The sequence below is a fragment of the Streptococcus jiangnanensis genome (genome assembly GCF_040888325.1).
In the GTDB taxonomy this organism is placed as follows: Bacteria; Bacillota; Bacilli; order Lactobacillales; family Streptococcaceae; genus Streptococcus; species Streptococcus jiangnanensis.
In genome coordinates this window covers 564,179-590,862 of the sequence record NZ_JBFNFF010000001.1, presented here as the reverse complement: position 1 = coordinate 590,862, position 26,684 = coordinate 564,179, and the positions used below count along the sequence as shown (strand labels likewise).

General features: G+C 39.0%; 21 protein-coding genes and 1 tRNA gene. 3 read left to right on the top strand and 19 right to left on the bottom strand.

All coding sequences use genetic code 11. From position 1 onward, the window contains the following. Positions 1–204: 204 nt before the first annotated feature. The 11 genes from lctO to typA all read right to left on the bottom strand — a co-directional run bounded on the left by lctO (position 205) and on the right by typA (position 12,236). Positions 205–1,341 (bottom strand): L-lactate oxidase, encoded by a 1,137-nt coding sequence (gene lctO, locus AB2B49_RS02690; RefSeq protein WP_000120742.1) that lies wholly within the window; start codon positions 1,339–1,341, stop codon positions 205–207. Positions 1,342–1,584: 243 nt separating this feature from the next. Continuing rightward, complete coding sequence (gene pyrE, locus AB2B49_RS02685; protein ID WP_049504708.1) at positions 1,585–2,217, bottom strand: orotate phosphoribosyltransferase; 633 nt, start codon at positions 2,215–2,217, stop codon at positions 1,585–1,587. A gap of 39 nt (positions 2,218–2,256) precedes the next feature. Further along, positions 2,257–2,952 carry an orotidine-5'-phosphate decarboxylase gene (gene pyrF, locus AB2B49_RS02680; RefSeq protein WP_320691893.1) on the bottom strand — a complete coding sequence of 232 codons (696 nt, stop codon included), beginning with the start codon at positions 2,950–2,952 and terminating at the stop codon, positions 2,257–2,259. Positions 2,953–3,197: 245 nt separating this feature from the next. Then, on the bottom strand, positions 3,198–4,361 hold the full coding sequence (locus AB2B49_RS02675) for a cell division protein FtsQ/DivIB (protein ID WP_320691892.1): 1,164 nt from the start codon (positions 4,359–4,361) through the stop codon (positions 3,198–3,200). A 9-nt stretch (positions 4,362–4,370) separates the two neighbouring features. Next, positions 4,371–5,429 (bottom strand): UDP-N-acetylglucosamine--N-acetylmuramyl-(pentapeptide) pyrophosphoryl-undecaprenol N-acetylglucosamine transferase, encoded by a 1,059-nt coding sequence (locus AB2B49_RS02670; protein WP_125854027.1) that lies wholly within the window; start codon positions 5,427–5,429, stop codon positions 4,371–4,373. Between the two features lies 1 nt (position 5,430). Next, on the bottom strand, positions 5,431–6,783 hold the full coding sequence (gene murD, locus AB2B49_RS02665) for a UDP-N-acetylmuramoyl-L-alanine--D-glutamate ligase (RefSeq protein WP_125854026.1): 1,353 nt from the start codon (positions 6,781–6,783) through the stop codon (positions 5,431–5,433). A gap of 103 nt (positions 6,784–6,886) precedes the next feature. Beyond that, a complete protein-coding gene (locus AB2B49_RS02660; protein WP_000571298.1) occupies positions 6,887–7,528 on the bottom strand; it encodes an ABC transporter ATP-binding protein in 642 nt (213 codons plus the stop codon). A 1-nt stretch (position 7,529) separates the two neighbouring features. Continuing rightward, positions 7,530–9,551 carry a bacteriocin-associated integral membrane family protein gene (locus tag AB2B49_RS02655; protein ID WP_049485371.1) on the bottom strand — a complete coding sequence of 674 codons (2,022 nt, stop codon included), beginning with the start codon at positions 9,549–9,551 and terminating at the stop codon, positions 7,530–7,532. Between the two features lie 71 nt (positions 9,552–9,622). Next, entirely contained in the window at positions 9,623–9,922 is a 300-nt protein-coding gene (locus AB2B49_RS02650; RefSeq protein ID WP_125854025.1) for a lactococcin 972 family bacteriocin, read from the bottom strand. 198 nt (positions 9,923–10,120) lie between these two features. Beyond that, positions 10,121–10,375: a DUF3165 family protein gene (locus AB2B49_RS02645; protein WP_045590746.1), complete on the bottom strand. Its 255-nt coding sequence runs from the start codon at positions 10,373–10,375 to the stop codon at positions 10,121–10,123. A 19-nt stretch (positions 10,376–10,394) separates the two neighbouring features. Beyond that, the gene (gene typA, locus AB2B49_RS02640) at positions 10,395–12,236 is read right to left on the bottom strand and encodes a translational GTPase TypA (protein ID WP_000164116.1); all 1,842 of its coding nucleotides are present in this window, start codon (positions 12,234–12,236) and stop codon (positions 10,395–10,397) included. Positions 12,237–12,394: 158 nt separating this feature from the next. Here typA and AB2B49_RS02635 point away from each other — a divergent pair, with 158 nt between their 5' ends. Next, a complete protein-coding gene (locus AB2B49_RS02635) occupies positions 12,395–13,120 on the top strand; it encodes a 16S rRNA pseudouridine(516) synthase (RefSeq protein WP_320691891.1) in 726 nt (241 codons plus the stop codon). A gap of 40 nt (positions 13,121–13,160) precedes the next feature. On the opposite strand, the gene AB2B49_RS02630 is transcribed toward AB2B49_RS02635, so the two are convergent. The 3 genes from AB2B49_RS02630 to AB2B49_RS02620 form a co-directional block, all read right to left on the bottom strand. Further along, complete coding sequence (locus tag AB2B49_RS02630) at positions 13,161–13,394, bottom strand: hypothetical protein (RefSeq protein ID WP_070569094.1); 234 nt, start codon at positions 13,392–13,394, stop codon at positions 13,161–13,163. An 86-nt stretch (positions 13,395–13,480) separates the two neighbouring features. Next, the gene (locus AB2B49_RS02625; RefSeq protein ID WP_000158120.1) at positions 13,481–13,861 is read right to left on the bottom strand and encodes a rhodanese-like domain-containing protein; all 381 of its coding nucleotides are present in this window, start codon (positions 13,859–13,861) and stop codon (positions 13,481–13,483) included. Beyond that, complete coding sequence (locus AB2B49_RS02620; RefSeq protein ID WP_049477930.1) at positions 13,858–14,151, bottom strand: YqgQ family protein; 294 nt, start codon at positions 14,149–14,151, stop codon at positions 13,858–13,860. Before AB2B49_RS02620 ends, AB2B49_RS02625 begins: the two co-directional genes overlap by 4 nt. 41 nt (positions 14,152–14,192) lie before the next feature. Here AB2B49_RS02620 and AB2B49_RS02615 point away from each other — a divergent pair, with 41 nt between their 5' ends. After that, a complete protein-coding gene (locus AB2B49_RS02615; RefSeq protein WP_001222578.1) occupies positions 14,193–15,101 on the top strand; it encodes a LysR family transcriptional regulator in 909 nt (302 codons plus the stop codon). 44 nt (positions 15,102–15,145) lie between these two features. Next, positions 15,146–16,945, top strand: coding sequence for an N-acetylmuramoyl-L-alanine amidase (locus AB2B49_RS02610; protein WP_320691890.1), 1,800 nt, complete (start codon positions 15,146–15,148; stop codon positions 16,943–16,945). A 28-nt stretch (positions 16,946–16,973) separates the two neighbouring features. On the opposite strand, the gene AB2B49_RS02605 is transcribed toward AB2B49_RS02610, so the two are convergent. The 5 genes from AB2B49_RS02605 to AB2B49_RS02585 all read right to left on the bottom strand — a co-directional run bounded on the left by AB2B49_RS02605 (position 16,974) and on the right by AB2B49_RS02585 (position 26,684). After that, positions 16,974–17,291, bottom strand: a complete 318-nt coding sequence (locus AB2B49_RS02605; protein ID WP_070569104.1) for a LiaF transmembrane domain-containing protein — start codon at positions 17,289–17,291, stop codon at positions 16,974–16,976. 226 nt (positions 17,292–17,517) lie between these two features. Beyond that, complete coding sequence (locus AB2B49_RS02600; protein ID WP_320691889.1) at positions 17,518–18,387, bottom strand: DUF6287 domain-containing protein; 870 nt, start codon at positions 18,385–18,387, stop codon at positions 17,518–17,520. Positions 18,388–18,683: 296 nt separating this feature from the next. Beyond that, positions 18,684–18,756, bottom strand: a tRNA-Thr gene (locus AB2B49_RS02595). Between the two features lie 224 nt (positions 18,757–18,980). Further along, the gene (locus AB2B49_RS02590) at positions 18,981–25,469 is read right to left on the bottom strand and encodes a S8 family peptidase (protein ID WP_042902555.1); all 6,489 of its coding nucleotides are present in this window, start codon (positions 25,467–25,469) and stop codon (positions 18,981–18,983) included. 429 nt (positions 25,470–25,898) lie between these two features. Then, positions 25,899–26,684 (bottom strand): ABC transporter permease, encoded by a 786-nt coding sequence (locus tag AB2B49_RS02585; protein WP_049520929.1) that lies wholly within the window; start codon positions 26,682–26,684, stop codon positions 25,899–25,901.

Here is a 26,684-nt window from a genome sequence, read left to right as displayed (position 1 = left end):
AACTGTATCAGGTTCAATGGGTATCATCTCAGCCTAAGGCACCCCAAATGTCTTTATTATTTAATTACTGGACCAGTATAACAGAATTTGAAAGCCCTAGCAAGATATTTGACTGGAAAATATATTTATATAGTTTCTGATAACGATTTAATCTTTCTATACACGAAGAAAAACCTCCACAAAAGGTGGAGGCCGTCTTCTTTATCAATACAATTTCAAATCACGAGGGTCAACTGGGAAGGTTGGATTGTATGGGTTGTGACGCAGTTTGAAGTGTTTGACATCCTCAATAGTCTGAGTTCCAGATAACTGCATGACTGTCTTCAATTCTGCATTCAAGTGCTCAAAGACTTGACGCACACCAACACTACCGCCGAGAGCCAAGCCATAAATAACAGGGCGCCCAATAGCTACCAAGTCTGCTCCTGAAGCCAAGGCTTTAAAGACGTGCTGACCACGACGAACACCAGAGTCAAAGACAATTGGCACACGTTTATCAACTGCTTCAGCCACTTCTTGAAGTGAGTCAAAGGCAGCTGGTCCACCGTCGATTTGGCGGCCACCGTGGTTGGTTACCCAGATACCAGAAGCACCTGCGGCAAGCGAACGTTCAACGTCCTCACGGCATTGTGGCCCCTTGACATACACAGGAAGTCCTGAGTATGTAGCGATAAATTCTACATCGCGTGGAGACAAGCGTTGTTTAGCTGATTTGTAAACAAAGTCCATTGATTTTCCAGCACCTTCTGGCAGGTATTCCTCAACAATCGGCATGCCAACTGGGAAGACAAAACCATTGCGCTTATCAACCTCACGATTGCCTCCTACAGTTGCATCCGCCGTCAAGACAATCGCTTTGTAGCCTTCAGCCTTCACACGGTCCATGATATGGCGGTTAATTCCATCATCCTTACTAAAGTAAAATTGGAACCAATGAGGTGTTCCTTGAAGAGCTTCCGTAATTTCTGGAAGGTCAACGGTAGAGTAGGAACTAGTTGTATAGAGAGAACCAAATTCATGCACACCACGCGCAGTAGCTACTTCCCCCTGCTCATTTGCTAATTTATGAGCCGCAACAGGCGCCATAATAATTGGTGAAGATAATTTTTCACCTGCAAATTCAATCTCTGTACTTGGATTTTCAACATCACAAAGCGTATGAGGAACGATGAGTTTGTGGTTAAAGGCACGGATGTTCTCGCGTAAAGTGAAAGTATCCTCTGCTCCACTAGCGATATAACCAAAGGCAGCTTTAGGAATGACTTGTTGCGCCATTGGCTCCAAATCATAAGTGTTAATAAAATCTACAGGTCCTTCTGCATTGCTTGTTTTATATGACATAAAGTGTCCTCCTTATTAAGTAAGCGTTTACTTTAACTTACATAAACTATCTTACCTCTTTTTCAGAATCCTTTCAAAAATTTTGTCTGGAGATTTCAAACTGATTATCTGAATATGCTCCAAAAAAGAGAAGACTCTCATTCTATCATTATCCTATATTCTTTTTTACCTTTAGGAACCTTTGTTTTATTGCCCACATATAAAAAATCAGGTAATCCTAGTGACTACCTGATTTTCTATGTTTTAGGCATTTTGCCAATTTTCTTGGTCTTCTTTAAAGCGTTTTAGGAGGTCGAGTCCTTCTGGCGTGATGTAACCTTCTTCTTGGGCTAGATGGATCAGTTCACTGTAGTTAGAAAGCGTCACCAATTTTACACCAGCATCTGCGAAGTTCTTATCTGCTTTTGGCAATTGATAGCTGAAAATCGCTACGACACCAAGAACATCGGCTCCTTCACGTTTGGCTGCTGCTACGGCTTCAAGAACTGAACCGCCCGTTGAAATGAGGTCTTCAACAATAACCATCTTTTGCCCCTGAGCTACACGGCCTTCGATTTGATTACCAGCTCCGTGGTCTTTTGGTTTGCTGCGGATGTAGGCAAAAGGCAAGTTCATCTTGTCAGCGATAATGGCTCCGTGCGGAATCCCTGCTGTCGCTGTTCCTGCAATCACTTCTACTTCTGGAAATTCTGCTTTAATAGCTTCCACAAAACCATTTTCAATCAAGCTACGAGTTTCTGGATAGGCAAGCGTCACTCGGTTGTCAGTATAAATCGGCGATTTGATACCAGATGCCCAAGTGAAAGGCTCCTCTGGTTTGAGGTAAACTGCTTGGATTTTCAAGAGGTGGCTAGCGATATCTTTAGCAAGTGTCATAGTATTCTCCTTTTGTTTTTATAATCTATTTCTTTCATTTCAGTCTTTGTTCCATTCATCCTTGATAGCATGATAAGCTGCAACAGGATCCTCAGCCTGGGTAATGGGACGTCCCACTACGATATAGTCACTACCGATTTGATAGGCGTCCGCTGGCGTCATGACGCGTTTTTGGTCTCCAACCGCAGCTCCCGCTGGACGAATACCTGGTGTCAGACAGATAAAATCTGGATTGGTGGCCTGCTTGATGAGTTGCACTTCCTGAGCTGAGCAAACGACACCGTCCAAGCCCACTTCAGCTGTCTTCTTGGCATAGTGAATCACAGACTCTTGCAGGCTGGTTTGGATATTTTGAAAATCCTGCATCTGGCTTTCCGACGTTGATGTAAGCTGGGTCACAGCGATCAATTTGGCTTGTGTCCCCAAACCTTCACGCGCAGCCTTCATCATCTCCACACCACCAGCAGCATGAACATTTGTCATGTCTACACCAAGCTGAGACAAGACCTTCATGGCAGATTTTACTGTATTTGGAATGTCATGTAGCTTGAGATCCAAAAAGACACTATGCCCCAATGACTTCAAATAACGGACAACTTCCGGTCCTTCCGCATAATAAAGCTCCATCCCTACTTTTAGATAAAGACTTTCTTCTGCTGGGAAAAGAGATAAAAATTCCTTGACCGCCTCAAAACTAGGAAAATCAAGAGCAATAACTGGACGATATTCACGCATACCTTTCTCCTTTTACCTTTAAGAGCAAGAGAGTATGGTCAAAAATAAACCACGAAAAAAGGAACCTGCCAACAGCAAGGTTCCACGAAAAATGGGTAGAGTCCACCCTTTCACCGTCTAACCTTAGCTGCCTCTCTGGACTGCTTTAAAGGTTTTTTTCTATTCTATTATTTATAGTAGGACTTGTCAAGCAAAAACTCGAAACTGGACTTCTATACCATTCAAAATCAAGAGGAAAAGTTAGTCTAACGACTCTGTGATTGCTGGCTCGTTTGACTTTGATTTCCTTGTTCTTCTTGTTTTTTCTTTTCTTCTTCCTGTTTTTTCTTCTCAGCTTCCTTGGCCTCTTGTTTGGCTTTTTCCTCAGCCTCTTCTATCAATTTATCCGCTATCGTATAGCTGTATACTCCAGCTTCCATATCAACTACACTCGGTTCTGACAATTGTGGCTTGATTTTGCTGTAATAAGGCAATTTTTTGCTCAATTCTGATAGGGGAACCAAAACCTCATCTGTATCCAGCATAGTAATTTTTAAAAGATCTGCGGTTGCCTTGCTCGGCGCTAATTCGATTTTCTGGATTTGGCTCTTGATATCCTCACTGATGGTAGACAATCCCGCTATCAGCTCTTTCACCTGCTGCTCATCGTTAAAGGTAACTGTCAGATAAGTCTCAGGCAAGTTTAAGCGATCAATAGGAGTTGACTCTACTGTACCACTAGAAAGAATAGGATAATGTTCTTCACCAGACACATAATAACCGACAATATCAAACTCCTTAACCTCAATCGTAAAGTTAGCCGGAAATTGATAGTTAATTTTCGCTGATTCTATCCAATGATTGAACTTGATTCGCTCAGCGTATGTTTCCTTATCCAACAATAGAGCTAAGGTATAGTCGCTATCTTGAATTCCAGAAGCCTGTTTGATGTCATCAGCCTGTGTGTTACTATTTCCCTTAACTTCGATATTTTTGATGGTCGAAAGCGGAGTCAACAGATAGACTGAAAGAAGGAGGACCAGGACACTCGGTACCAAGATACTCACAGCTCGCCAAATATGAACAGGCGCAATTTTAGGCTTAGCAGGTTTTTCTGGTTTCTCTGGTTTTTCTTTTTTCTTCTTCTCTTTTTCTTCTTTGACTTTCCGGTTATCCTTTTGAGATTTTTCTTCTTTTTCGGATGGTTCCTTGCTTGGATTTGAGGCTTCCTCATCTAACTCACTCGATGATTTCTTGGATTCCTCCAATAGTTTCGAGTTGGCTTCCTTACGAGCTTGTTTTTCCTTTTCCTTCTCTTCAGCTAGGGCAGCTTCTTCCTCAGCCTTCTTCTTCAGGTATTCCTGGTTTCGTTTCTGCCATTCAGACAATTCTTGCTTCTGGTTTGATTCTTTTTTCTTATCCTTTGACATTGATATTCCTTATGCTAGGTCTTTTCTTAATAGATCGTAAAAATCTGCAAGAGATTTCAATTCAGTCGAAACTTTCATGCTAGCTTGGTATTGGTCCTTGTGACTAAGCAAGTGACTGAGTTTCTCCTCCAAGCTTTCCAAGGTCAGGTCACTTTCTTGAAGTTCTTCTGCATAGCCTTTCTTAACAAAGTAGGCAGCATTTTCAATCTGGTCTCCTCGACTTGCTTCACGACCCAATGGTACGATGAGATGGAGTTTCGCCATGGCCAAGAGCTCAAAAATCGTATTGGCACCACCACGGGTCACTACCACATCTGCCATCTCCATCAAGGGTTGATAGAGAGCCGTCACATAATCAACACGAAAGAGATTTTGACTCAACTCATTGAGGCTTGAATCTCCAGTTAAATTGATAATATTGTAGCGCTCTGTCAACTCTTTTTTATGATCTGTCACTAATTGGTTAAATACACGAGCTCCTGCAGAACCACCGACAAATAATACGGTTGGCAATTTAGGATTAAAGTGGGTTTGGATATCCACCAATTCATCTGGTTCTGGAGTGTTTTGGTCTGAAACCTTGGTCACTGCCCCCACATGCTCTACTTTTGCAAGACTAGCAGGCTGCTCAAATGTTGAATACATCTTGGTCGCAAATTTATAGGCAATTTTATTGGCTAAGCCCATAGACAGGTCCGATTCGTGAATAAAGACAGGTACTCCTGACACACGCGCTGCGATAACCGGCGGTACAGAGACAAAGCCCCCCTTTGAAAAAAGAGCCTGTGGACGCAATCGTAACATGATAAAGAGCGATTGGACAATTCCCCAACCAACTTTGAAGACATCCAGCATATTTTGCCAAGAAAAATAGCGACGCAACTTCCCAGTTGCAATAGAATGGAAAGTAACATCCAAACCTGACTTGAGGATTTCTTGGTGTTCGATTCCGTGTTTATCACCAATATAGTGAACTTCCCAGCCGTCTTCGATGAACTTGGGCATTAATAAGAGGTTGAGGGTGACGTGTCCAACCGTCCCCCCACCTGTAAAGACAATTTTTTTCATATTATTCCTTTAACTCCGCTACTGTGTCGATAAAGAGGTCGCCACGTACTTCAAAGTTAGCATACATATCCCAGCTAGCATTGGCAGGACTGAGAAGAACCACATCTCCTTGATTCGCAAGGTCATAAGCCTTGCGGGTCGCATCAGCAATATCTGTCGCATCTACATAAGCCACACCAGCCTTCTCTGCTGCCCGTTTGACACGTTCTGCAGATTGACCAAGGATAACCATCTTCTTGAGCCCAGTAATATCTGGCACCAATTCGTCAAACTCATTGCCACGGTCCAAACCACCTGCAATTAAGATAACCTTTCTGTTGTCAAATCCTGACAAGGCTTTTTGAGTAGCCAAGATATTGGTTGACTTGCTATCGTTATAGAATTTGACCCCCTTGATTTCATCCACAAATTGGAGACGGTGCTTGACACCACCAAAGGCTGAAAGAGTTTCTTTGATGGTTTGGTTATCCACACCACGAAGCTTGGCTACAGCAATAGTCGCAAGGGCATTTTCCATATTGTGGCTACCTGGAACACCGATTTCACTCGCTGCCATGACCACTTCCCCACGGAAGTAGAGTTGACCATCTTCCAAATAAGCTCCATCAACCTTTTCCTGTGTTGAAAATGGTACAACAGTAGCTTGTGTTTTGCTAGCCAATTCTTTTGCAAAGTCTTGGTTAAAGTTCAAAACAAGAAAATCAGCTGCTGTCATCTTGTTCTGAATATTCCACTTAGCCGCCACATACTCCTCAAAAGAACCATGATAGTCGATATGAGTTGGCATGAGGTTGGTAATAACCGCAATCTCAGGATGGAATTCTTGGACACCCATCAGTTGGAAAGAAGAAAGTTCCATGACAAGCGTGTCCTTGGCTGTAGCAGTTTGAGCCACTTGACTAGCAGGATAGCCGATGTTCCCTGACAAGAGACCGCGTTGACCAGCAGCAGACAAAACTTCCCCAATCATCGTCGTTGTGGTTGTTTTCCCATTTGAACCAGTGATACCGATAATCGGTGCTTCTGAGATCAAGTAGGCCAACTCCACCTCAGTCAAGACAGGGATACCTTTTGCCAAAGCCTTTTCAATCATAGGATTGCTATAAGGAATCCCTGGATTTTTCACCATCAGAGCAAAGTCTTCATCCAAGAGCTCCAAAGGATGGCCACCAGTGACAACCTTGATTCCATCTTCTAGCAAGCTTTGAGCAGCAGGATTTTCCTCAAAAGGTTTGCCGTCATTTACCGTCACAATAGCCCCCAGCTTGTCCAGCAAACGAGCCGCAGACTCACCAGACTTAGCCAAACCTAAAACAAGTACTTTCTTATTTTTAAATTGATCGATTACTTTCATGTCTCAAACTCCATTTCTACTCCTACTATTTTACCATTTTTATGGAAATAAAAAAGCCACAAAGTGTATTTGTGACTCTTTCTTCTAACTTAATGTTCTCTTATCATCGATGTGATAAATCGGTAACTCGAATAACTTGGTCCACTTGTTCCCAAATCAGAGGATTGTGGGTCGCAATAATAATAGTTCGATTCGGATTTTTTAAAGATTCTAGGATAGAAAGTAATTCCTCAGAGTTTTTGGGGTCTAAGGAAGCGGTTGGTTCATCTGCGAGAATCAAAGGTGGATCCTTTAAAATTATCTTCGCTAGTGCAACACGTTGTGCTTCTCCTCCTGATAATTCAAAGATAGGTTGCTTTAAATCTAAATAAGAGAGGTTAACACGGTTTAGAGCTTGTTTCATCAAAGAGATTTTCTCTTTTTCTTTCAACTTATTACCAACTAAACCCAGATTGAGATTCTCTTTGACGGTTTGACTTTCAATTAAGCCAAAATCTTGAAATAAGTATCCTAAGTAATCTCTAAAGAAAACAGAAGGCTTGATGTCCTTAAGAGAAGTGCCATCATAGATAATTTCTCCATTGTCATATGGCTCTAATCGTCCAATCATATTCAAGAGGGTTGTCTTACCACAGCCACTTGTACCGATTAAGGCATAAATTTTCCCACCTTCAAATTGAAGATTAGTATCTGAAAATAGCTGACGGCTTCCAAATTTTTTAGATATATTCTTTAGTTCAATCATCCTATTTTCCTTTCATAATGGTCATAGAAACACGAGATTCTTTCTGTGCTTGACGGTAGAGAGTCAGTATAGCACTAACGAGGAAGATCGATAAAGTTACCAATCCAATCACCACATCCCGACTACGCCAAATAAAGAGACTCGCACCGAATACAAAACTAGCAAATTGACTAATCATATACTGAGCGTGCGTTTCAAAAAATCTCAAACCAGAAATTCGTTTAATCAAAATCTCACGACGGAATTGTTCAAAATAAAGAAGATTCACAGAATAAAAGAGAAGCAAAGAACTCGCGATTCCAATAATAGCTCCTAAAATAAGGGTTAGAGTTTGTGTTTGAACCTCATAGTAACGTGCGAGGTAAACACTTCGTCCCTCCTTGAGGTAGGATACTTGATCATAAATTCCTGCATTTTTCAAGAGTTTAATCCCATCTTCATATCCTTTGACAAAGATATTCTTACCAGCATTGATAGACCAACTAGATAAGGATGTAAAACTATCACCTGTAGAAGTCGGCGTGAATACCACTAAAATCGGATCCGTCAAATACTGAGTGGATACGGGGTTCTCACCGTTATTATAAACAAATCGCTTTTCTCCCATTGAAAGATAACTAACGTGCGCTTTCATCTCATAATCCAAAGGAGCACTTGCCTCCTCACCAGATTTTCCATAATAACTCATGCTTTCTTCAAAGATTTTTTTTAGTTCTGCTTCTTGAGAGCGCAAATGTTCTGGGAGCAAGAGGACAAACTCACCTTTTTGGAGATGGGCTAACTTCTGTTTGGTCTCAGCATCTACCACGACCTTTTCCTTCTCCAAATAACTAGGACTAACATAGAGCGTATTAGCATCTGGACTATAGGTATCCAGTGTCTCTCCCTGTTCATTTTTTCCTTTTGGATTGGCAAAATGGAGCAGATTATCCTTTACATAAAGAGCTTGTTCTTCTTCGATTGCTTCCTTGGCAAAGGCATACCACTTGCTCTGATTTTCTGTATCTTCTACTCTATCACCTAAGCCAAAAGAAATTTGATAATAATCTGCTCGGTCTTCCCAAGCTTGCTTGGATAGTTGGAGTTCCTGTAAACGCTGGTAAGAAGTCAAGCCAGTCTTGACTGCATAACCTACTGTAAAGACAGCAACCAACTGACATAACAAGGTCAAGGTCATCAAGCGTTTGAGGGGCAAACGTCCTTTTAACACAGGAACCAAAGCCTTGTAGCTCAAGCTCATCAAGTAGAGCAGGCTCAGTACTAGCGAAATTCCCAATAAAAAGAGAAGATAAAGCCCCACTCCGATACTAAAGGCTGCTAAAAGAACGGGATAAAAGAGCCCTTGTCCGAGGAGGACAGCACCTCCCACTATAAGGGATAAAACCCCAGCTAAGCAAAGCCACTTGACATCATCGTATAAGGCGCTTCCTATGATGGACAAGAGGGTCTGTCCTGAAAAGAGCTGGATCCCTGCAGCCCGCATCTCCTTAATCCGAGTGATAATCACCATGGCAAAGAAAGCTAATCCAAATATAGCTAAACTAATCAACAACAACGGATTTAAAGCAATCCAAAAAGCTAGACGATACGGAGGAGTTTTGCGGTCTGCAATCGCTTTATAACCTAAATCATCTAATTTTGCAGCTAATTTTTCCTTGGTCAATGAACCAGACAAGAGAAGGTAACTATTGAGAGGATCGCTCCGTTCTCGGCTTTCTTGGCTAGCCGCTTGAAACTCTTTTGGCAAGCCTCCCTGACCATAAGTCGCATAGGTGAAGTTGGTCCTTCCATCCTTACTCGGCTCTACTATCCGTCTGGCAATCAAACTCTGCTCCGAGCTTGCAAACTTCTCCAACTCTCGCTCAAACTCCTCACGAGTCGGCTCTTGTGCCCCATTTTTAACACGTAGCAAGGTAACGGAGTCATAACTAGTATAGAGATACTGAGGGGCACGTAAGATAATAATCCAAATGAAGAAGCAACTGAGAAAAATAGTAGACAAGCAAATAAATAGTTTCTTCATAGTAGACTCCTTATAAAAGAATGATTCCCCTTGTACGAGCTACAAGGGGAACGATTTAAATCAAAGAACGATTACTTATAATCATAGTAAAATGCTACTTTTTCTCCCCATTCGGTCCAGATCCATGCGTAGGAGGTTTTTCCAGCAGGAGCTTCTCCTTTATCAGAATCACTATTCCATCTGCTCACGACGGATGAATAATGGTATTTTTTACCATGGTAGTAATTTGAAAAAGCCCATCCTCCTCCTGAGCCTTCTCCGTATGTCCATACTCCTCCATCTGGATATTGTACAGCAGCTGATACGGCTCCCATTAATGTAAAGCTTGAAATAAGAGCTAGAGCGAGTAATCTATGTTTTTTCGTTTTCATTTTATTTTTCCTTTCGATTCAAGCACACCCAGAGTGACAAGACGATAATTAAAACCTCCTCCTACCCTAATTTTTGAAAACGTTTTCTTTTGTGTTTATGGTATCATTTTTATCATAGTTTGTCAATAACTTTTACAAAAATATTTTAACAATTTTATCTGTCTAAGTCTAAAAAAGAGAGCCGCAGCTCTCTTTCTTTTATCTTCTTTTACCCTTTTTTTCAGGCATGAGCGTAATGTCTCTCAAGCTAAAGTAGGCAAGGGCCAGCATGGCTATTGTGACAAAGAATTCTGTCGGTAATTGGAAGATTTGCAAGATGGACAACATCAGCAAAATCAAGAGTGCAACAACTACAAAGACCAAGATAACGATGTTGACTGTTCCTTTGATACTTTGGGGTGTCGCAAATACATAGAGTAGTAATAAGAGTATCCCTATGATTAAATAGACCATCTTTATCTCTTTCTAGCTCTTATTCAGCTGATTTTTTCTTTTTGTTGGCTTTCTCACGCTCTGCCTTGTTGAGGATTTGCTTACGCAAACGGATTGACTCAGGCGTTACTTCCATGTACTCATCGTCGTTCAAGAACTCAAGAGACTCTTCAAGGGTCAAGATACGAGGTGTCTTGATAACCGCTGTTTGGTCCTTGGTTGCAGAACGAACGTTGGTCATTTGTTTGGCCTTGGTGATATTAACAGTCAAGTCGTTTTCACGAGAGTTTTCACCAATGATCATTCCTTCGTAAACCTCAGTACCTGGGTTGACAAAGATTGTACCACGTTCTTCGATAGACATGATAGAGTATGTTGTAGCCTTACCAGCATCGATAGAAACGAGGGCACCACGGTGACGTCCACCAATTTCACCTGGAATCAATGGCAAGTATTGGTCAAAGGTATGGTTCATGATACCGTAACCACGAGTCATTGACAAGAACTCAGTTGAGTATCCGATCAAACCACGCGCTGGAACAAGGAAGACCAAACGAGTTTGACCATTACCAGTTGAAATCATATCCAACATTTCACCCTTACGTTCAGAAAGGCTTTGGATAACAGATCCTTGGTATTCTTCTGGAGTATCGATTTGAACACGTTCAAATGGCTCACATTTAACTCCATCAATCTCTTTTACGATAACTTCTGGACGAGATACTTGAAGTTCATAACCCTCACGACGCATAGTTTCGATCAGGATGGACAAGTGCAATTCTCCACGACCTGAAACAGTCCACTTATCTGGTGAGTCCGTTGGGTCAACACGAAGGGATACGTCTGTTTGCAATTCTGCCTGTAAGCGTTCTTCCACCTTACGAGAAGTCACCCATTTTCCTTCACGACCTGCAAATGGTGAGTTGTTGACCAAGAAGGTCATTTGAAGAGTTGGCTCATCGATGTGTAGGATTGGAAGAGGTTCAATGGCATCTGTCGGTGTAATCGTCTCACCAACAAAGATATCTTCCATACCAGAAACAGCAATCAAGTCACCTGCTTTAGCTTCTTGGATTTCACGACGTTCCAAGCCAAAGAAACCGAAGAGTTTTGTAACACGGAAGTTCTTCGTTGTACCATCTAGTTTAGAAAGGGTAACTTGGTCCCCAACTTTCACACTACCACGGAAGACACGACCGATACCGATACGACCTACGAAGTCATTGTAGTCCAAAAGTGAGACTTGGAACTGCAAAGGTTCATCTGAGTTGTCCACTGGAGCAGGGATATGGTCGATAATGGTATCAAAGATTGGTGCCATTGTTTTTTCTTGATCAGCTGGATCATCTGACAATGAAGATGTTCCGTTGATAGCTGAAGCATACACCACTGGGAAGTCAAGCTGGTCATCATCTGCACCAAGCTCAATGAAAAGTTCCAAGACTTCGTCCACTACTTCTGCTGGACGAGCTGATGGTTTATCGATTTTGTTGACAACCACGATTGGAACAAGGTCTTGTTCCAAGGCTTTTTTCAATACGAAACGAGTCTGTGGCATGGTTCCTTCGTAGGCATCTACGACCAAGACAACACCATCAACCATCTTCATGATACGCTCAACTTCTCCACCGAAGTCCGCGTGTCCAGGTGTGTCCATGATGTTGATACGAGTTCCGTTGTAAGCAACGGCTGTATTTTTCGCAAGGATGGTAATCCCACGCTCTTTTTCGATATCGTTTGAGTCCATAGCGCGCTCTGCCAATTCAGTACGTGCATCAAGCGTTTCTGATTGTTTCAACAATTCGTCAACGAGGGTTGTTTTCCCGTGGTCAACGTGGGCGATAATCGCAATGTTACGGATATCTTCTCTTAATTTTGTCATGATTTCCTCTAATATTTAAATTTTTATTTCTAACTGAACAATTATACCACAGTCTCATTCAAAAATCACAGTTCAGCTAAGTGTAAATGTTTTCACTCTGCTTTTCTAGTCAAGGCAACTCTTTTCAAAGTCAGAGACTTATGATATGATAAGCTGGTATGCGTTTAGATAGATTATTAGCCCAAGAAATGGTCAGTCGCAAGGCTATGAAACAGGCTCTGTTAAAAAAAGAAATCCTAGTGGATGATTATCCAGCTCGCTCCCTCGCCCAAAATGTTGATACAGGATTGCAAAAACTAGTCTTTCAAGGACGGCAAATCCAAGGCTACGAGCACACCTACCTCATGCTTCATAAGCCAAATGGAGTCGTTACAGCTAGCAAGGATAAGAAACTTCCAACCGTCATGGACCTCCTTCCACCTGACATCCAGTCTGACCAGCTCTATGCTATCGGCAGACTAGACCGCGATACGACGGGACTGCTCCTTTTGACAGACAATGGACCTCTTGGTTTTCAACTCCTTCATCCCCAGTACCATGTTGATAAATCTTATCAAGTGGAAGTCAACGGACCGCTCACGTCAGACCATATCCAAAAATTCAAAGATGGGATTGTCTTTTTAGATGGGACCACTTGTAAACCAGCTCAGCTTGAAATTCTGTCCTCAAGCCCATCAGAGAGCCATGCCTCCATCACCATCTCAGAAGGGAAGTTTCATCAGATCAAAAAAATGTTCCTCTCAGTCGGTGTCAAGGTGACTGCCCTAAAACGAGTCCATTTCGGTGACTTTACATTAGACCCAGAACTAGCAGAAGGGCAATTCCGCCCCTTGAATCCAGAGGAATCGGAAATCATTAAAAACTACTTAGAGAAAAGTGGATAAAAGAAAAAAGCTTTATGTTTAAAGCTTTTTTTGTTTTTACTTATCTAAAAACTAATGCGATGGCTGCAATCCAGTTAAGTACAGAAATTACAAGTCCTACGATATTGAGAATTTTTTCTGTTTTATAGTCTAGTCCAGATTCTTTTTGGTATGAAAAAGCCAAGACCAATCCTATGATCCCCAAAATCAGACCCACTATTGGCGATAGCAAACCAAGGACGATAGATAAGATACCTAAAATAAGTGAAGGTTTTTTCTTTTGTTGTGAATTCATATTACAAAATCTCCTTAAATTTAATATAAATGATGATACCATAAAATGCTAGCTTTATCTATCATTCGACAGTTTTTTACAGAATCTTAGCTAGTCTTGACCTTCCCAATCCAAGAATCCAATCCATAAGAAAGGATATAAATCTCAGAGAAACCTTGTTTCTTCAAATAAAGTGCTGCATTGGTCACTCGTTGTCCGCGTTGGTTTTCGTAGAGAAGGACAGGTTTATCCTTACGAAGGGCTGCAAGGCTTGACTTCAACTGATTTGAAGGAATATTGCGAGCTCCGAGGATATGTTTTCTGTGAAATTCTGCTGGTTCACGGACATCAATCAATTGCCCTTTTCGAATCAAGGCTTCAAATTCTGCATTATCCACAATCTTAGCCGCACGACGAATACGAAGGTAGTTATAACCCATCCATGCCGCCATCGCTAGTACGATTCCCCAAACAATCCAAATTGTCATAAGTTCTTATCTCCATTTTTCTCTATGTAGTCTAATTCTATCTTGTGCTCTCTACGAAGAACAGCTTCCGCCTCTAGATAGTCTAGCTTGTCCATCAGACCTGCATCATAGATCCGAGAGAGTTCGAGCTTCATCAGTTCAATATCATACAAGCGCTTCCCCATGTAAACAATAATGCCAAACTGTTTGAGAAATTGCTGCACATCATAGAATGTTTTCATAGCTTTCATTCTAACAGATTTTAGACTTTTTTTCAATACCAGTTTGGGGCTTTCCTCTCTTCCTTTCATCTTCTTTGCTCATTCTTCACCAAGTGTGGTACAATAAAAGCATGAGAATTCAACAATTACACTATATTATCAAAATTGTCGAAACTGGCTCTATGAATGAGGCAGCCAAGCAGCTCTTTATCACCCAACCCAGTCTCTCTAATGCTGTTCGAGACTTGGAAAATGAAATGGGTATTGAAATCTTTATCCGCAATCCCAAGGGCATTACCTTAACCCGTGATGGGATGGAGTTTCTCTCCTATGCCCGTCAGGTCGTTGAGCAAACTCAGCTTCTGGAAGAACGCTATAAAAATCCTATCGCCCACCGCGAACTTTTCAGCGTTTCCTCTCAGCACTATGCCTTTGTAGTCAATGCCTTTGTCTCTCTGCTCAAGAAAAGTGATATGGAGAAATACGAGCTCTTCCTTCGTGAAACTCGGACTTGGGAGATTATCGATGACGTCAAGAACTTCCGTAGCGAGGTCGGTGTCCTCTTTTTAAACAGCTACAACCGCGATGTTTTAACGAAAATGCTAGATGACAATCACCTGCTAGCGCACCACCTCTTCACAGCCCAACCCCATATCTTTGTCAGCAAGACCAACCCTCTAGCTAAAAAGGACAAGGTCAAACTGGCTGATTTGGAAGACTTCCCTTATCTGAGTTATGACCAAGGGACGCACAACTCCTTCTACTTTTCAGAGGAGATTCTTTCACAAGAGCACCACAAGAAATCCATCGTAGTCAGTGACCGTGCCACCCTCTTTAATCTTTTGATTGGTTTGGATGGTTACACCATTGCAACAGGGATATTGAACAGCAACCTCAACGGAGACAATATCGTTTCCATTCCACTGGACATTGACGACCCGATTGAACTAGTCTATATCCAGCATGAAAAAACCAGCCTGTCTAAGATGGGCGAACGCTTTATCGAATACTTACTAGAAGAAGTTCAATTCGATAATTAATAGGAAAAATGAAAAAGAGAAAAGAAAAAGTTAGGAAATAAAAAGTGAAAAAGATACTACTGACCAGTGCTTTAATCCTTTCAATCGCAGGATTAGCACCCGCATCCGTCTTAGGAGAAGAAAACACTACTCAATCCACATCTGCTGTCAAGGAAGCAATTGCCAAAGAAGAAAAGAAGGAATCGAGTGTTGAGGAAAACTCTAAATCAGAAGTTCTTCCGAAAGTAAATGTGCAAGAAGACAAGCCCAAAAAAGAAGGATGGTACCAAGAAAATCACCACTGGCGTTTTTACCAAGATGATAAACCTGCTTTGAACTGGAAACAAATCCAAGGCAAATGGTACTACTTCGATCAAGATGGTAATCGTCTTCATTCTACTGTCTACAAAGGCTATGCCTTTGACCAAGATGGTGTCATGATAGAAAATAGCTGGACCAAACTGGACAATCAATGGTATTATGCTGATTCCTCTGGACGACTTGCTCAGAACACTTGGAAAAAAATTAACGGCTCTTGGTACTATTTTGACCAAATTGGAAGTATGCTCAGCAACACTGCCGTTGACGGCTATCTTCTCACAAAAAGCGGAGCTATGGCAGAAAAGGGTTGGACTAAATTAGACCAAATTTGGTACTATGTCGCTCCTTCTGGAAAGATCTCGCAGGATAAATGGGAGAAAGTCAACGGTTCTTGGTATTACTTTGACAAAGACGGTGGAATGCTGAGTGCGACAACCTTCAAGGGCTACCTCTTCAACCAGAGTGGAGCTATGGCAGAAAACAACTGGGTCAAAATCAAGGATACTTGGTTCTATGCGAACGGGTCAGGGAGATATATTCAAGACAACTGGCAAAAGATTCAAGGTTCCTGGTACTCATTTGACCAGAATGGTGGAATGCTAGCAGACAAATGGAAAGAAAGCTACTACCTTAAAACCAGTGGAGCCATGGCGGAGAATGAGTGGATCTTCGATAAAACCTACAAGAGCTGGTTCTATCTAAAAGCGGATGGCCGTTATGCAAATCAGGAGTGGATTGGAGCATACTACCTCAAGTCAGGTGGTTACATGGCAAAGAGCGAATGGATTTACGATAACTCTGACAAAGCACGCTACTACCTAGATGATAATGGACATTATGTTTCAGGAACTTACAAGATAGACGGTAAGGAACACCTGTTCCAAAAATACGGCCAATGGATTTCTGAAGTTTCAACTGAAGGCGGATTTACAAAAGGCCTATACAGCAATACCATTTTCCTAGATCCTGGGCATGGTGGTCGAGATTCAGGTGCCTTTTACTACAATGTAGCTGAAAAAGATCTCAACATGCAGATTTACCGTAAGCTTCGTACTAAGTTAGAAGAACTAGGCTACAAGGTCCTCACTTCTCGTGATAGTGATATTGACGTTGATTTTGTTACCGAACGTTCTCGTATGGTTAATAAGACCAACTCTGATATTTTTATCAGTATTCACTTCAACGCTACTGGTAATACCTACTCAAAAGCGAGCGGTATTCAAACCTACTCCTATAGCGATGAACCTGATTATCCAAGTAAGATTAATAAATACTGGCACAATCACCCAGATCGTATGAGTGAAAGCAAACGCCTCGCCGCTGCCATCCACTCCTCTCTTCTAGCAGAAACAGGGGCCAAGGATGCTGGCCTGTTGGAGAGTAGCTATGCCGTCCTACGCGAAACAGCCAAACCAGCTGTCCTCCTAGAGCTTGGATATATGGATAATTTCTCCGAAAACCAACAAATCAGAGATAGCCGCTACCAAGATAAACTGGTCGCAGGTATTGTGAAAGGGATCCAAAAATATTACGCTGGTCAGTAAAAAAAGTCTCGAGAAATCTCGAGACTTTTTATTTATCTTCTTTTTTATCCTTATCAGGAAAGAGGTAGCCAAGTCCTACACAAGCTAGCACACCGGCACCAATCACCAAACCACTTGAAATTGGCAAGAGATCAAAAATAGCATTTGCAATGATAAAGGCAATGATCAAGCACATCAAGCTAGTCTTGTAGTCTTTTTTCAAAAAGTTTTCTAGCATGAAATAGAGGAACAATCCTACCGGAATGAGTGACCAGAGGTTGACATCCAAACTTGGCCATCCAACAGATCCGAAATACAATACTAGCGCTGCTGCTACTAAAAATACAAGTCCCAATAATTTTTTCATTTTTTTGTCTCCATTTTCTTTTTTATTGACTTGAGTTGTCTGATACTGACCCCTCACGTCCCTTACATGAACCATTATAGCAGAGGATTTTTTCAAGAACAAGCCCTTTTGCCTATCTGGTCAATATCTCTGTCTAAGTGGTTGAGTATTTGTAACAAAAGAAAAAGAAGCCCATTAGAGCTTCTTGATTTTGCCGATTGTAACAGTATTTTTGAACGAATACCATCTAGTTTTTCTTTTCCTTTGACTCTAGAGAAGATTTGATTGATTCACGATCTGCTTGCAATTGAGCTAAGTTCTTTTCTGCTTCCTCAAGTTTACTGGTATCTGGTTTCACACGATAATAAACATTTTCTGGTTTCATTAACATCGCTCCATACTCTTGCCCAGAAAGTAGTCTTTCCTCAGCATGGTTGCTTTTATCCGTAATCTTTCCGTCATCAGCAGGTTGCATAACAACTCCACTTGGCACAGCTACTACTACAAATCCTCCAGCAACAGAATCTTTTACCCATGCACTGATAGACGCTGTCTCAGGGTTACGACTATCTTGTCCTTTTGATACCTTTAATCCAACTAGAGATTCGTACTTTTGATCATTTGTAAACCAAGTCGCACGTACTTCTCCAGAATCATTAATAATGTATTCATTACCAGATTGACTACGCCAAGTACCTTCTAAACTAGACAAGTCATTGTTCTTGATTGCTTCAATATCTAATTTTGGAACAGCAGTTTCTTTCTTCAACTTGCTAACAAGTGCTTCTGCTTCCGTAATTTTGGTATCTAAAGCAGTCAGTTGATCCTTGAGTTTCTGAATTTCCTCTTGTTTATCCTTATCAGTCTCATCCGTTTTTCCTTGGCTTGTAGAAGCTTGACTTGTTGACTCTGTAGTTGAAACAGCAGACGTTGCTTGATTTGACTCTTTCTTTACAATCAGAAAATATGAGAAAATACTTACCAAGATAAGAGTGACTAAAACAGCGAGTGCTATGCCAATATAGATTTTTATTTTTTTATTTGGAGTCAACTTTGATTCTGACCGCTTACGTCCGTTAATCTCTTCAAATTGTCTTTCCCGTTCTTTCTTATTCATAATTTTCTCCTTTTTGATTTATATTCAGCCAAGTTTGCGAGACTTCATTCGTTACTATCCATGAACTTTTATGACTTTTTAAAAAAATCAAAGCAAAAATTTCTAGAATAATTAACAGCCTATAGTCCTCTAAAACGGAACGAAAACAAGTGCTTATTAAAATATATTATACCACAAAATATAAATTTTAGTTTTAATTTATAAGTAGGAGTTTCTGACGTTAAATAGAACCTATCTCAAACGTTCCACCTTTCCTATATTTACAAAAAAAGAAGCCCGTTTGGACTTCTTGATTCTGCCGATTGCAGGGCTTGAACCTGTGACCTACGCGTTACGAGTGCGTTGCTCTACCAACTGAGCTAAATCGGCGATTACCCTTTTAGTATAGCACTCTGAGAATAGATGTCAAGAAATTTTTATCTCCATTAGAAAAAGCCTGTCCTGAGACAAGGCTTTTACATATATCTCTATTAAATCTCCCATTTTCATAGAAATCTAAATAATATATTTATAAATCAATACTTTCACAAAACTATGTCATCACCTCACTATCTAATCTCAGTACATAAACCATTTTTTCTATAGCTTTTGTCTTAATCTTTATTTTTTCTCTTCAATCCAAGAAAAGCTCCTACTATAAACATGATTCCGGCAGCTAATAGTGTCTGGGCTCCGCTTGCTGTTCCGGTTTTTGGCAACTCATTAGGATTGTTACTAGTTGATTTACTATTGATGTTGGTATTTTTATTAGTTAAGTTTCCTTGTTCATTTAGATAAATGTTCTTGTTAATTTCAAAGTTTTTATCATTTTCATCAGAAACAATACTGTTGACATCATTAGTTGAATTAGATTGTGTTTTTTCTTTCTTTTTCGATACATCAAAAGTAGGTTTATTTTCCTCCTCCTTTTTCTCCTCTATTTTCTTGAATACAGGTTTTATAAAGGTATCTTTTGATAGATTAAGAACATAGCCAGCGTCTTTTTTCCCTTCGAAACCAGAAATTTCCCAACCATCAAATTGGTATCCTTTTTCTAATTCACCCATATAGACAGGTAACATAAAATCTTCTTCCGACACTATCGTTGAACTCATTTCTTTTCCATTTTGAATTGTCACAGTCACCGTATGAGGTTTTAATTCGCTTACCTCTCCCGTATCTTTGTTTAAAATGAATTCTTTTACGGTTGTATTTCTTGCGAAATCTTTTACAACAATCTTAATGTTTAGTGTCTTATCTGTTAGTTGTTTAATATCATCAAATGATTTGTATTCTTTTCCATTAACATAAATATGTTGTTCTTGAATCTCACCATCGAATCCATTATTTCTTTTATCATTGATGTTAAAGACTACAGATTTTCCATTAGCATATTCGATACTAGTATTTCCTTTTGGATCAATCTTTACTTCTGGTTTGACATTATCATATAAAAATTGATAATGTACTCCAACCGCTTTCGCATTCAAATCGCTATAGCCAGTTTGAAGATAAACATTTCCATCCATATCTGTTACCTTATCTGGGAATCCGTTTGCTTTATAGTCTTTCATCCCCCAGTCCATGATGTCACCGTCTTTAACATTAAGCTTAATGTTAAAATCTCTAGTGTTATCAATGTGTAAATCTCCGTAGATTAAATAATTATCTACAACCGATTCATTAACTCTCAACTCCCAGTTAAAACCACCCTTATCAGAAATCTTACCTCTTAAATAAAATTCTGGATTTCGTACATAAATTTTATTAGTTTTAGATGGATTAAAGTAGTTCTTGTCCATTGAAAGATTTACTGGTTTTGCATCAATAAATAACGTAGAGCCATCTTCTTTTATAGCTTCTACATTGGACTTATCCTCTCCTGTGTACTCTTTACCATCCTTACCAAATAATACAAGTTTAGAAGGATCTGTCACAAGATTTCCATCGTTATCGATTGCCTCCCCTTTATCATTCATTTTAAATGTAAACACTTGATACCTTACAATGTTAAAGCCGTCCAAAGCCGACATTAATACTGATTGAGTACTTCTTCCATCTTCAACATTTCTACTATCAGCATAAATTGTTGTTTCTGATAAAACTCTTAGATTAGGATTGGCCTTTTGGATTTTTGCTATATCTTCCTTGTTATAGACTCCATTCCCTTCTAACATATCCGTTTTTCCAGGATTATAGGTAGTCACTTTTAGTGCATAGCCTTTTCTCAGAATGATGTTATCCTTTAATAGATATTGTTGTTTTTCTGAATCAGAATAGATTTTACCAGATTCCATGTCCGTTAAATTATTTGGTTTATTTTTTGAAAGATCTCCTTCTCCTAATTCTATTACATTCCCATAACTTGATGCATACGGATATTCTGCTTTAGTTTCCTTATTTTTTTCAGGCATTCTAATTTTAGTTTCAGCTTTTATCTGACCATCATCTTTGACAAAAAACCTCATATCTCCTGCAAAAGCTAATCCATCCACAATATCATTAATATTAGCGTATAAATCAAATGTCATCGTTTTTGAATGGGAATCATACTTGGTCGTTTTGATTTCTATCGATTTATAGTTATTTCCATAGTATACCTTGGCATTTTTAGAAACATTACTGATCTTTCCAAGAATTTCAAAGTGTCCATCTTTAGATGGGTTTAGAATGCCATAAATTTTTGATTTGATTTCATCAAGTTTTTCAGTTTCATATTCTAAGGCACTACCATCGTCATAAGCAATGATATTTCCCTTATCATCGTATTTATAATCGTATTCCTCTATTCTCTTACCAGTTTCACTTGTAAAGTCATCAACTTCTCTAAATTTCTTTTTAATGAGTTTCTTTAAATCTTTGCTTTCAAAGTCTCTAATTGTTGAAATTGTTTTATGAATAGTCAAGCTAGATTTTTCTTCGGTAGCCTCTTCATTTTCTTGATGATGTTCTACTTCAGTTGTATCTTTTTTAAGACTATCCTCTTTTCTATTTTCTAAATTTTTAAATTTAGATTCGGAAATCTCGCCAAGCTTTTGGTATTTAGATGAATCTTGATCAGGATCTACTAGATAATAGGAAATCATCCCATTTTTATCAGCATGATCAGCAAATTTAATTCTATGAATCTTTGTGAAATTGCTAGAACCGTCTAATGCAATCACTTCAATGATTTTTCCTCTTAAATCTCCTGCACCTTTAATTTCATAAATGGTATTTCCGTCTTTGTCAAGTTTTCTATTTCGTCCTTGACCCTCACCTGCATAAGTGACTTCAAGATTTTTCTCAACCTCTCCATCTTCATTAACAAGAGCGGCCCCAGCATACCAAACTTCGTTGGCAATCTCGTCAAATTTTTCAGGATGTTCTTTTTGATCTCTCGCAAATAGCGTTTCATTCTTATATTGCTCTTTGACCTTGTGATAAGTATCCTTTGTAATTAACTTAATTTTTCCAGGGTTTGAAAAATCAATTGAAACAATCTTTGGAGGGGTGTTATCAATTTTTACAGGAATATAGGAAACCTGCCATGGGTAATCCTTGGTTAATCTATATTTAAATTTATAGAAATATTGGCCTTCCGCAATCGGTTCAAATTGTCCTCGTATCTTAGTAGCAGGATCTTTTTTGTCATTACTTTCTGGGGCATTTTCTTCTCTACCTCTAGGGTTATAAATGAGTCCATCCCATTTCAAGTCACCCCAAACTTTTAGCTTAGAAGATTTAATGCCCTTTGCATCATTTCTTTTAGAGTTTAAAATTCCTTTAATAAAGTGTTCTCTCGAAATGACTTTTAAGTCTTTTTGATTTTCTCCTTCTTTATTTGTATTTACTATTGAAATCACCCCTTCTTCTGCACTTCTTAATACAAGTGGAGAAGGCGTTAATCCTCTCTCAAGTTGAGCATCTTGAGGATTTCCATTTGAATCTAAAGGATAGATTTTAGCAATATTAGAGCCACTTGATGAAGGTGCGTTGATTCCTTCGTTATTGAAAGCAAATAATTCTGGATTTTGATCTAGGGATGTTGTATTTTTATCTTTTCTATTTTGGATAACTCCTGCTGGATTAAATTTATCTATACCATGTTCTCCACCAATCCCCTTATTTAAGGTACCTGGAATTTTTGGTTTACCATCATCATCATAACCTTCCATTGCTTTTGATTTTGATCCTTCTTCCCAGGCCCATTTATCAAGGATTGGTTCGTGGTTCCAATTCCCAGCAAATCCCATTAGAGGCATCGACAAAGAAGGTTGGAAGTTTCTTTTCTTACCGTTGGAGTTTAGAGCTTCCATTTCTTCCACTGACTCAAAATGAATAAATGATTCTACAAATTTATTTTTGTTTTTAGCTTCTCCAACATTTATAACCGCATTTAAATCAAAGCTGGAATTTGGACCTATAGTGAAAGTATCATGCTCAAATGTGATATTTGCTCCTTTGACTTTTTCTGGGTGAATTTCTGGAACAATTTGCTTCCCGTCCGGAGATTTTTCATCTTTATATGTTTCATCGAGTTTTAGCCTATCAGTTAGAGCATCTGTAGTTACAGTTGATGCAGAAACTTTAAAGGTTAAAGGTCTGTTTGAGGTATTGTGAAGCTTAATTGTAAAGTATTTTTTATCACCTTTTATTTCTTTAAGAGAAATGGAACCATATGAATTTACCAAACCTTTAGAATCTGTATTTTTGAAAGTTGCTACAACTTCATTTCTCAAAGCGTTGGCAACATTAATTAGCCCCGCTCCCTGCTGTCTAGGTGATGCAAAGTATTGACTCTTTTCTTTCCAAGAGGTTGCATCCATCATAGGTCTTGCAGTATTTTGTAGAGCTATTTTTGTAAGACTTGTAAGGTCTATTTTGTCATCTCCCTTAAGATTTTTCAAGACAGGTCTTTCAAGCAATTCCTTTAATTTTGGTCGAATCAAAACAGTAGAAGCTGCTACGATTGGAGTTGCCATACTAGTTCCTGACATATAACCATAAGTGGATTTACCATTGATAACATTTAGAGTGGATTTAATATTTTTACCAGGTGCTGAAACATCCGGTTTTAAAAGCAAGTCTGTTCTTGGCCCCCAAGATGTAGACCCTGCTGGGACTATAATATCTTCTTTATAAAGTTCTTTGTCTGTGTCAGCTGCAAATTTAAAGTCAATTTCTTTTTCATCACCTACATTCGGTTTATTAGAATTATAGCTTTCCATATCAATTGGATAGTATTGTTCTAAGTTATCTTTAAAATCTTCCTTATTATTTCTTTTGACTTCAGTTTTTTTATCAGGGTTAATCATGTTCCATAATTTTACACCATCATCTCCTGAAATTGAAAATACTTGACTAGTAGTCCCTTCATCCGCTTCATATCCCATAGCTGGAAGGTCTGTCCAATTATCTCTATTGTAGTAATTTACAGTATTTACAACCATAATGGCACGTGCGCCTTTATCCGTTGCTCTTTTAAAAGCATCTTTTAAATCCTTGGTATAAATTCTATCCATTACTGCAATTTTGCCCTTAAGATCCAAGCCTATCAAATCTTTGTCTTGACCTTTGCCTATATATACAAATTTTAATTTATTTGGAGTTTTTGACCCATCCTCATTTGTTAGGATTTTATTTTTATCGAAAAAAGCTCCTATATTTCTGTATTTAAAACTTTGTCCTCCAATGTTAACCTTATCAAACTCAATGGTTTGATTTTTAGCAGAAGCGACCGCTATCGCATCTTCATGTGCGGCAGTTCGTGTTACATTTCCAGTATCTGTCATTTTCAGATTATTATTGGCTACTAAATCCCAAGAAGAACTTGAAGCAGAAGTCGCAAAATTACCTGTAGCAACAACCATTGGGATTCCAGCTTTTCTTAATGCTCTAATAGCCTCCCAATATTTCTCGCCTACAAGACCTGTTCCCGTAAAGCCAGATGATACCGAAACAACATCGACATTGTGTTTGATCGAATCTTCAATAGCATGAAACATTGTTTCATCACCCGCGAACCCAGATCCTGCGTCAGAGTACATTTTATAAGAGAAAATTTGTGCATTAGGCGCAATTCCATCTATGCCATTAAAGTTCTTGATATCTTTTTCAGTATCATTTCCAGCAAGAATCCCTGCAATATGCATCCCATGTGGGTCAAAATAATCCCTACCATCATCATATTTTTCTACAGTGATTTTACCACCATTATAATAATTGAACGCATGAGGGATTTTATCACTCAACCAATAATTTTTATCAGTGCCTTTTAAATCTTCTTTTTTAAATTTCATTGAGTCTTTGGCATCATCATCGATCCTCATAGCCTTATGCCTATAATCTGTTCCAGTATCGATATTTGAAATGACCATACCTCTACCATCAAAATTTTTCCCAAATGGAGCATTAATAGACTTTAGGTAATCAATAGCTTCCTCAACTCCAATTTCCTTTCTGGCATGATTCATCATTGGTTGGACTTTTTGTGATCGTTCAACCGACGAAACACCTTCCATTTGTTTAATTTTGTCCAAATTATCTGGAGTTGTTTCAATGGCAGCGCCATTAAAAATCGTATTATAGGTATATAAAACTTTTGTATCCTCAAGATTGGATAGTTCCTTAATTACTTTTTCTCCAGATTCTTTATCTTTAAATTCAGCAATATAGACAAGTTTATCTTCTTTTTTAGGATTTTCTGTATCTTTATTTACAAATGAGTTCGCATCATCTCCTTTGGATTGATTGGAGTCTTCTTTGATACTTGCTCCTTCGTTACTAGTTTTTTTGTCTATCTTAGGCTTTCTACTAACAACTTCTTTTTCCTCAATAACTGTTGTCTTCTTCTCCTCAGTATCCTTTGAAGTTTCTATAACATTATGAAGTTCTTCAGATTGTTCATTTTTTTCTGTTTCTTTATCTGCTACTACTTTTTCTTTACCAGAAATTTTTAAAGCATCTTCAGAACTAGGTGCATCTGCTACTACTTTTTCTTTATCAGAAATTCTTAAAGCATCTTCAGAACTAGGTGCATCTGCTAAAATTACCTCATTGGGGGCATATGCTGCTAAAATAACTGCAGCAGTAGTTAATGACAATACCGTACTTTTTTTCATTATAATTCCTTCATTTTTTATTTTAAACCCAATAGATAGAAAACTTTAACCTTGCTAGCCTTTGTTATAAAAAGTTTTATGACGTATTATCTAGTGGGATAGAGTAGTACATTTATATATAATTGTTAGCTCTCTGAAAAATAGTATATCAATTAAAAAATTTTAAGTCAAGAAAAATTAACACGCATTAATTTTTTTTTTAATGTACATTAAAAAATATAAACCCAAAACTTTCGTAGTTAACTGGGATACATTATCAGCACATTCACACCATCAAAAATAGTAGCAATTAACTGGAATAACTACCAAAATCGCAAAAAGGGGTATGGATAGAATTTATGCCTTAATAAACATGCAAAAACAACCGCTATAATTTTCAACGGTTGTTTGTAACATATTTAATTTTTAACTCTCATCCTATCTTATCTCTTACGAACCCGCACTTTCGTAGGCATCCAAGCCCCTATCCCAGAGTTTTAAAGAAATAACAAAGAAAACAAGGGAAATCAACATCAACCCACCAATGTTAAAGAGCCCGTCTTTGTCCTGCAAGAAATAGCTGGCAGGATAGTAGGCCGTAAAGGCGAAAGGCACGATAAAGCTAATCAACCAACGAAGAAGCGAATTATAAATGGAAATCGGATACTTGGCAAAGTCATTAAACATATAAAAAATGTAAATCATGGCGCCTGACTGCTTGGTCCAAAAAGCGATACTGGCAGTCGCGATTTTCAAGGAAGTATAGATTAAGGTCGCAAAAGGAATGCAGACTAGAAAAATCAGGAATTTTGGAAGAGTCCAAGCAATGCTTGATACTGTTGTCGCTAGTAAAATTCCACCGACCAATAGTTCGCCCAAGGCATCAATCTGAAAGGTCTCAACCAAGATGTGAAAGAGAGGATTGATAGGACGCGTCAGGTACTTGTCAAACTCTCCTTTTCGCACCAAACGTTGCCCCAGAGCCCAGAGATTGTCAAAAAAGAGATGATCTAGTCCCTTGGGAATTAAGGAAAATCCATAGATAAAGGCGATTTCTTGAAAAGTCCAGCCTTCTAAGGAAGGAATGTGTTGAAAGAGCACATTGAGAAACAAGAGGTTCAGGCCTTGAGTCAGAAAAACTCCTAACACGCCCACCACAAAATCGACCTTGTATTCCATGATTTGCTTGATGTATTGTCTGATAAAAATCAAATGCATGCGTTGATATTTTTTCAT

Bases quoted from the DNA above. Each gene is read 5' to 3' on its own strand.
- lctO (WP_000120742.1), bottom strand. From the start codon at position 1,341: ATGTCATATAAAACAAGCAATGCAGAAGGACCTGTAGATTTTATTAAC.
- pyrE (WP_049504708.1), bottom strand. From the start codon at position 2,217: ATGACACTTGCTAAAGATATCGCTAGCCACCTCTTGAAAATCCAAGCA.
- pyrF (WP_320691893.1), bottom strand. From the start codon at position 2,952: ATGCGTGAATATCGTCCAGTTATTGCTCTTGATTTTCCTAGTTTTGAG.
- AB2B49_RS02675 (WP_320691892.1), bottom strand. From the start codon at position 4,361: ATGTCAAAGGATAAGAAAAAAGAATCAAACCAGAAGCAAGAATTGTCT.
- AB2B49_RS02670 (WP_125854027.1), bottom strand. From the start codon at position 5,429: ATGAAAAAAATTGTCTTTACAGGTGGGGGGACGGTTGGACACGTCACC.
- murD (WP_125854026.1), bottom strand. From the start codon at position 6,783: ATGAAAGTAATCGATCAATTTAAAAATAAGAAAGTACTTGTTTTAGGT.
- AB2B49_RS02660 (WP_000571298.1), bottom strand. From the start codon at position 7,528: ATGATTGAACTAAAGAATATATCTAAAAAATTTGGAAGCCGTCAGCTA.
- AB2B49_RS02655 (WP_049485371.1), bottom strand. From the start codon at position 9,551: ATGAAGAAACTATTTATTTGCTTGTCTACTATTTTTCTCAGTTGCTTC.
- AB2B49_RS02650 (WP_125854025.1), bottom strand. From the start codon at position 9,922: ATGAAAACGAAAAAACATAGATTACTCGCTCTAGCTCTTATTTCAAGC.
- AB2B49_RS02645 (WP_045590746.1), bottom strand. From the start codon at position 10,375: ATGGTCTATTTAATCATAGGGATACTCTTATTACTACTCTATGTATTT.
- typA (WP_000164116.1), bottom strand. From the start codon at position 12,236: ATGACAAAATTAAGAGAAGATATCCGTAACATTGCGATTATCGCCCAC.
- AB2B49_RS02635 (WP_320691891.1), top strand. From the start codon at position 12,395: ATGCGTTTAGATAGATTATTAGCCCAAGAAATGGTCAGTCGCAAGGCT.
- AB2B49_RS02630 (WP_070569094.1), bottom strand. From the start codon at position 13,394: ATGAATTCACAACAAAAGAAAAAACCTTCACTTATTTTAGGTATCTTA.
- AB2B49_RS02625 (WP_000158120.1), bottom strand. From the start codon at position 13,861: ATGACAATTTGGATTGTTTGGGGAATCGTACTAGCGATGGCGGCATGG.
- AB2B49_RS02620 (WP_049477930.1), bottom strand. From the start codon at position 14,151: ATGAAAGGAAGAGAGGAAAGCCCCAAACTGGTATTGAAAAAAAGTCTA.
- AB2B49_RS02615 (WP_001222578.1), top strand. From the start codon at position 14,193: ATGAGAATTCAACAATTACACTATATTATCAAAATTGTCGAAACTGGC.
- AB2B49_RS02605 (WP_070569104.1), bottom strand. From the start codon at position 17,291: ATGAAAAAATTATTGGGACTTGTATTTTTAGTAGCAGCAGCGCTAGTA.
- AB2B49_RS02600 (WP_320691889.1), bottom strand. From the start codon at position 18,387: ATGAATAAGAAAGAACGGGAAAGACAATTTGAAGAGATTAACGGACGT.
- AB2B49_RS02590 (WP_042902555.1), bottom strand. From the start codon at position 25,469: ATGAAAAAAAGTACGGTATTGTCATTAACTACTGCTGCAGTTATTTTA.
- AB2B49_RS02585 (WP_049520929.1), bottom strand. From the start codon at position 26,684: ATGAAAAAATATCAACGCATGCATTTGATTTTTATCAGACAATACATC.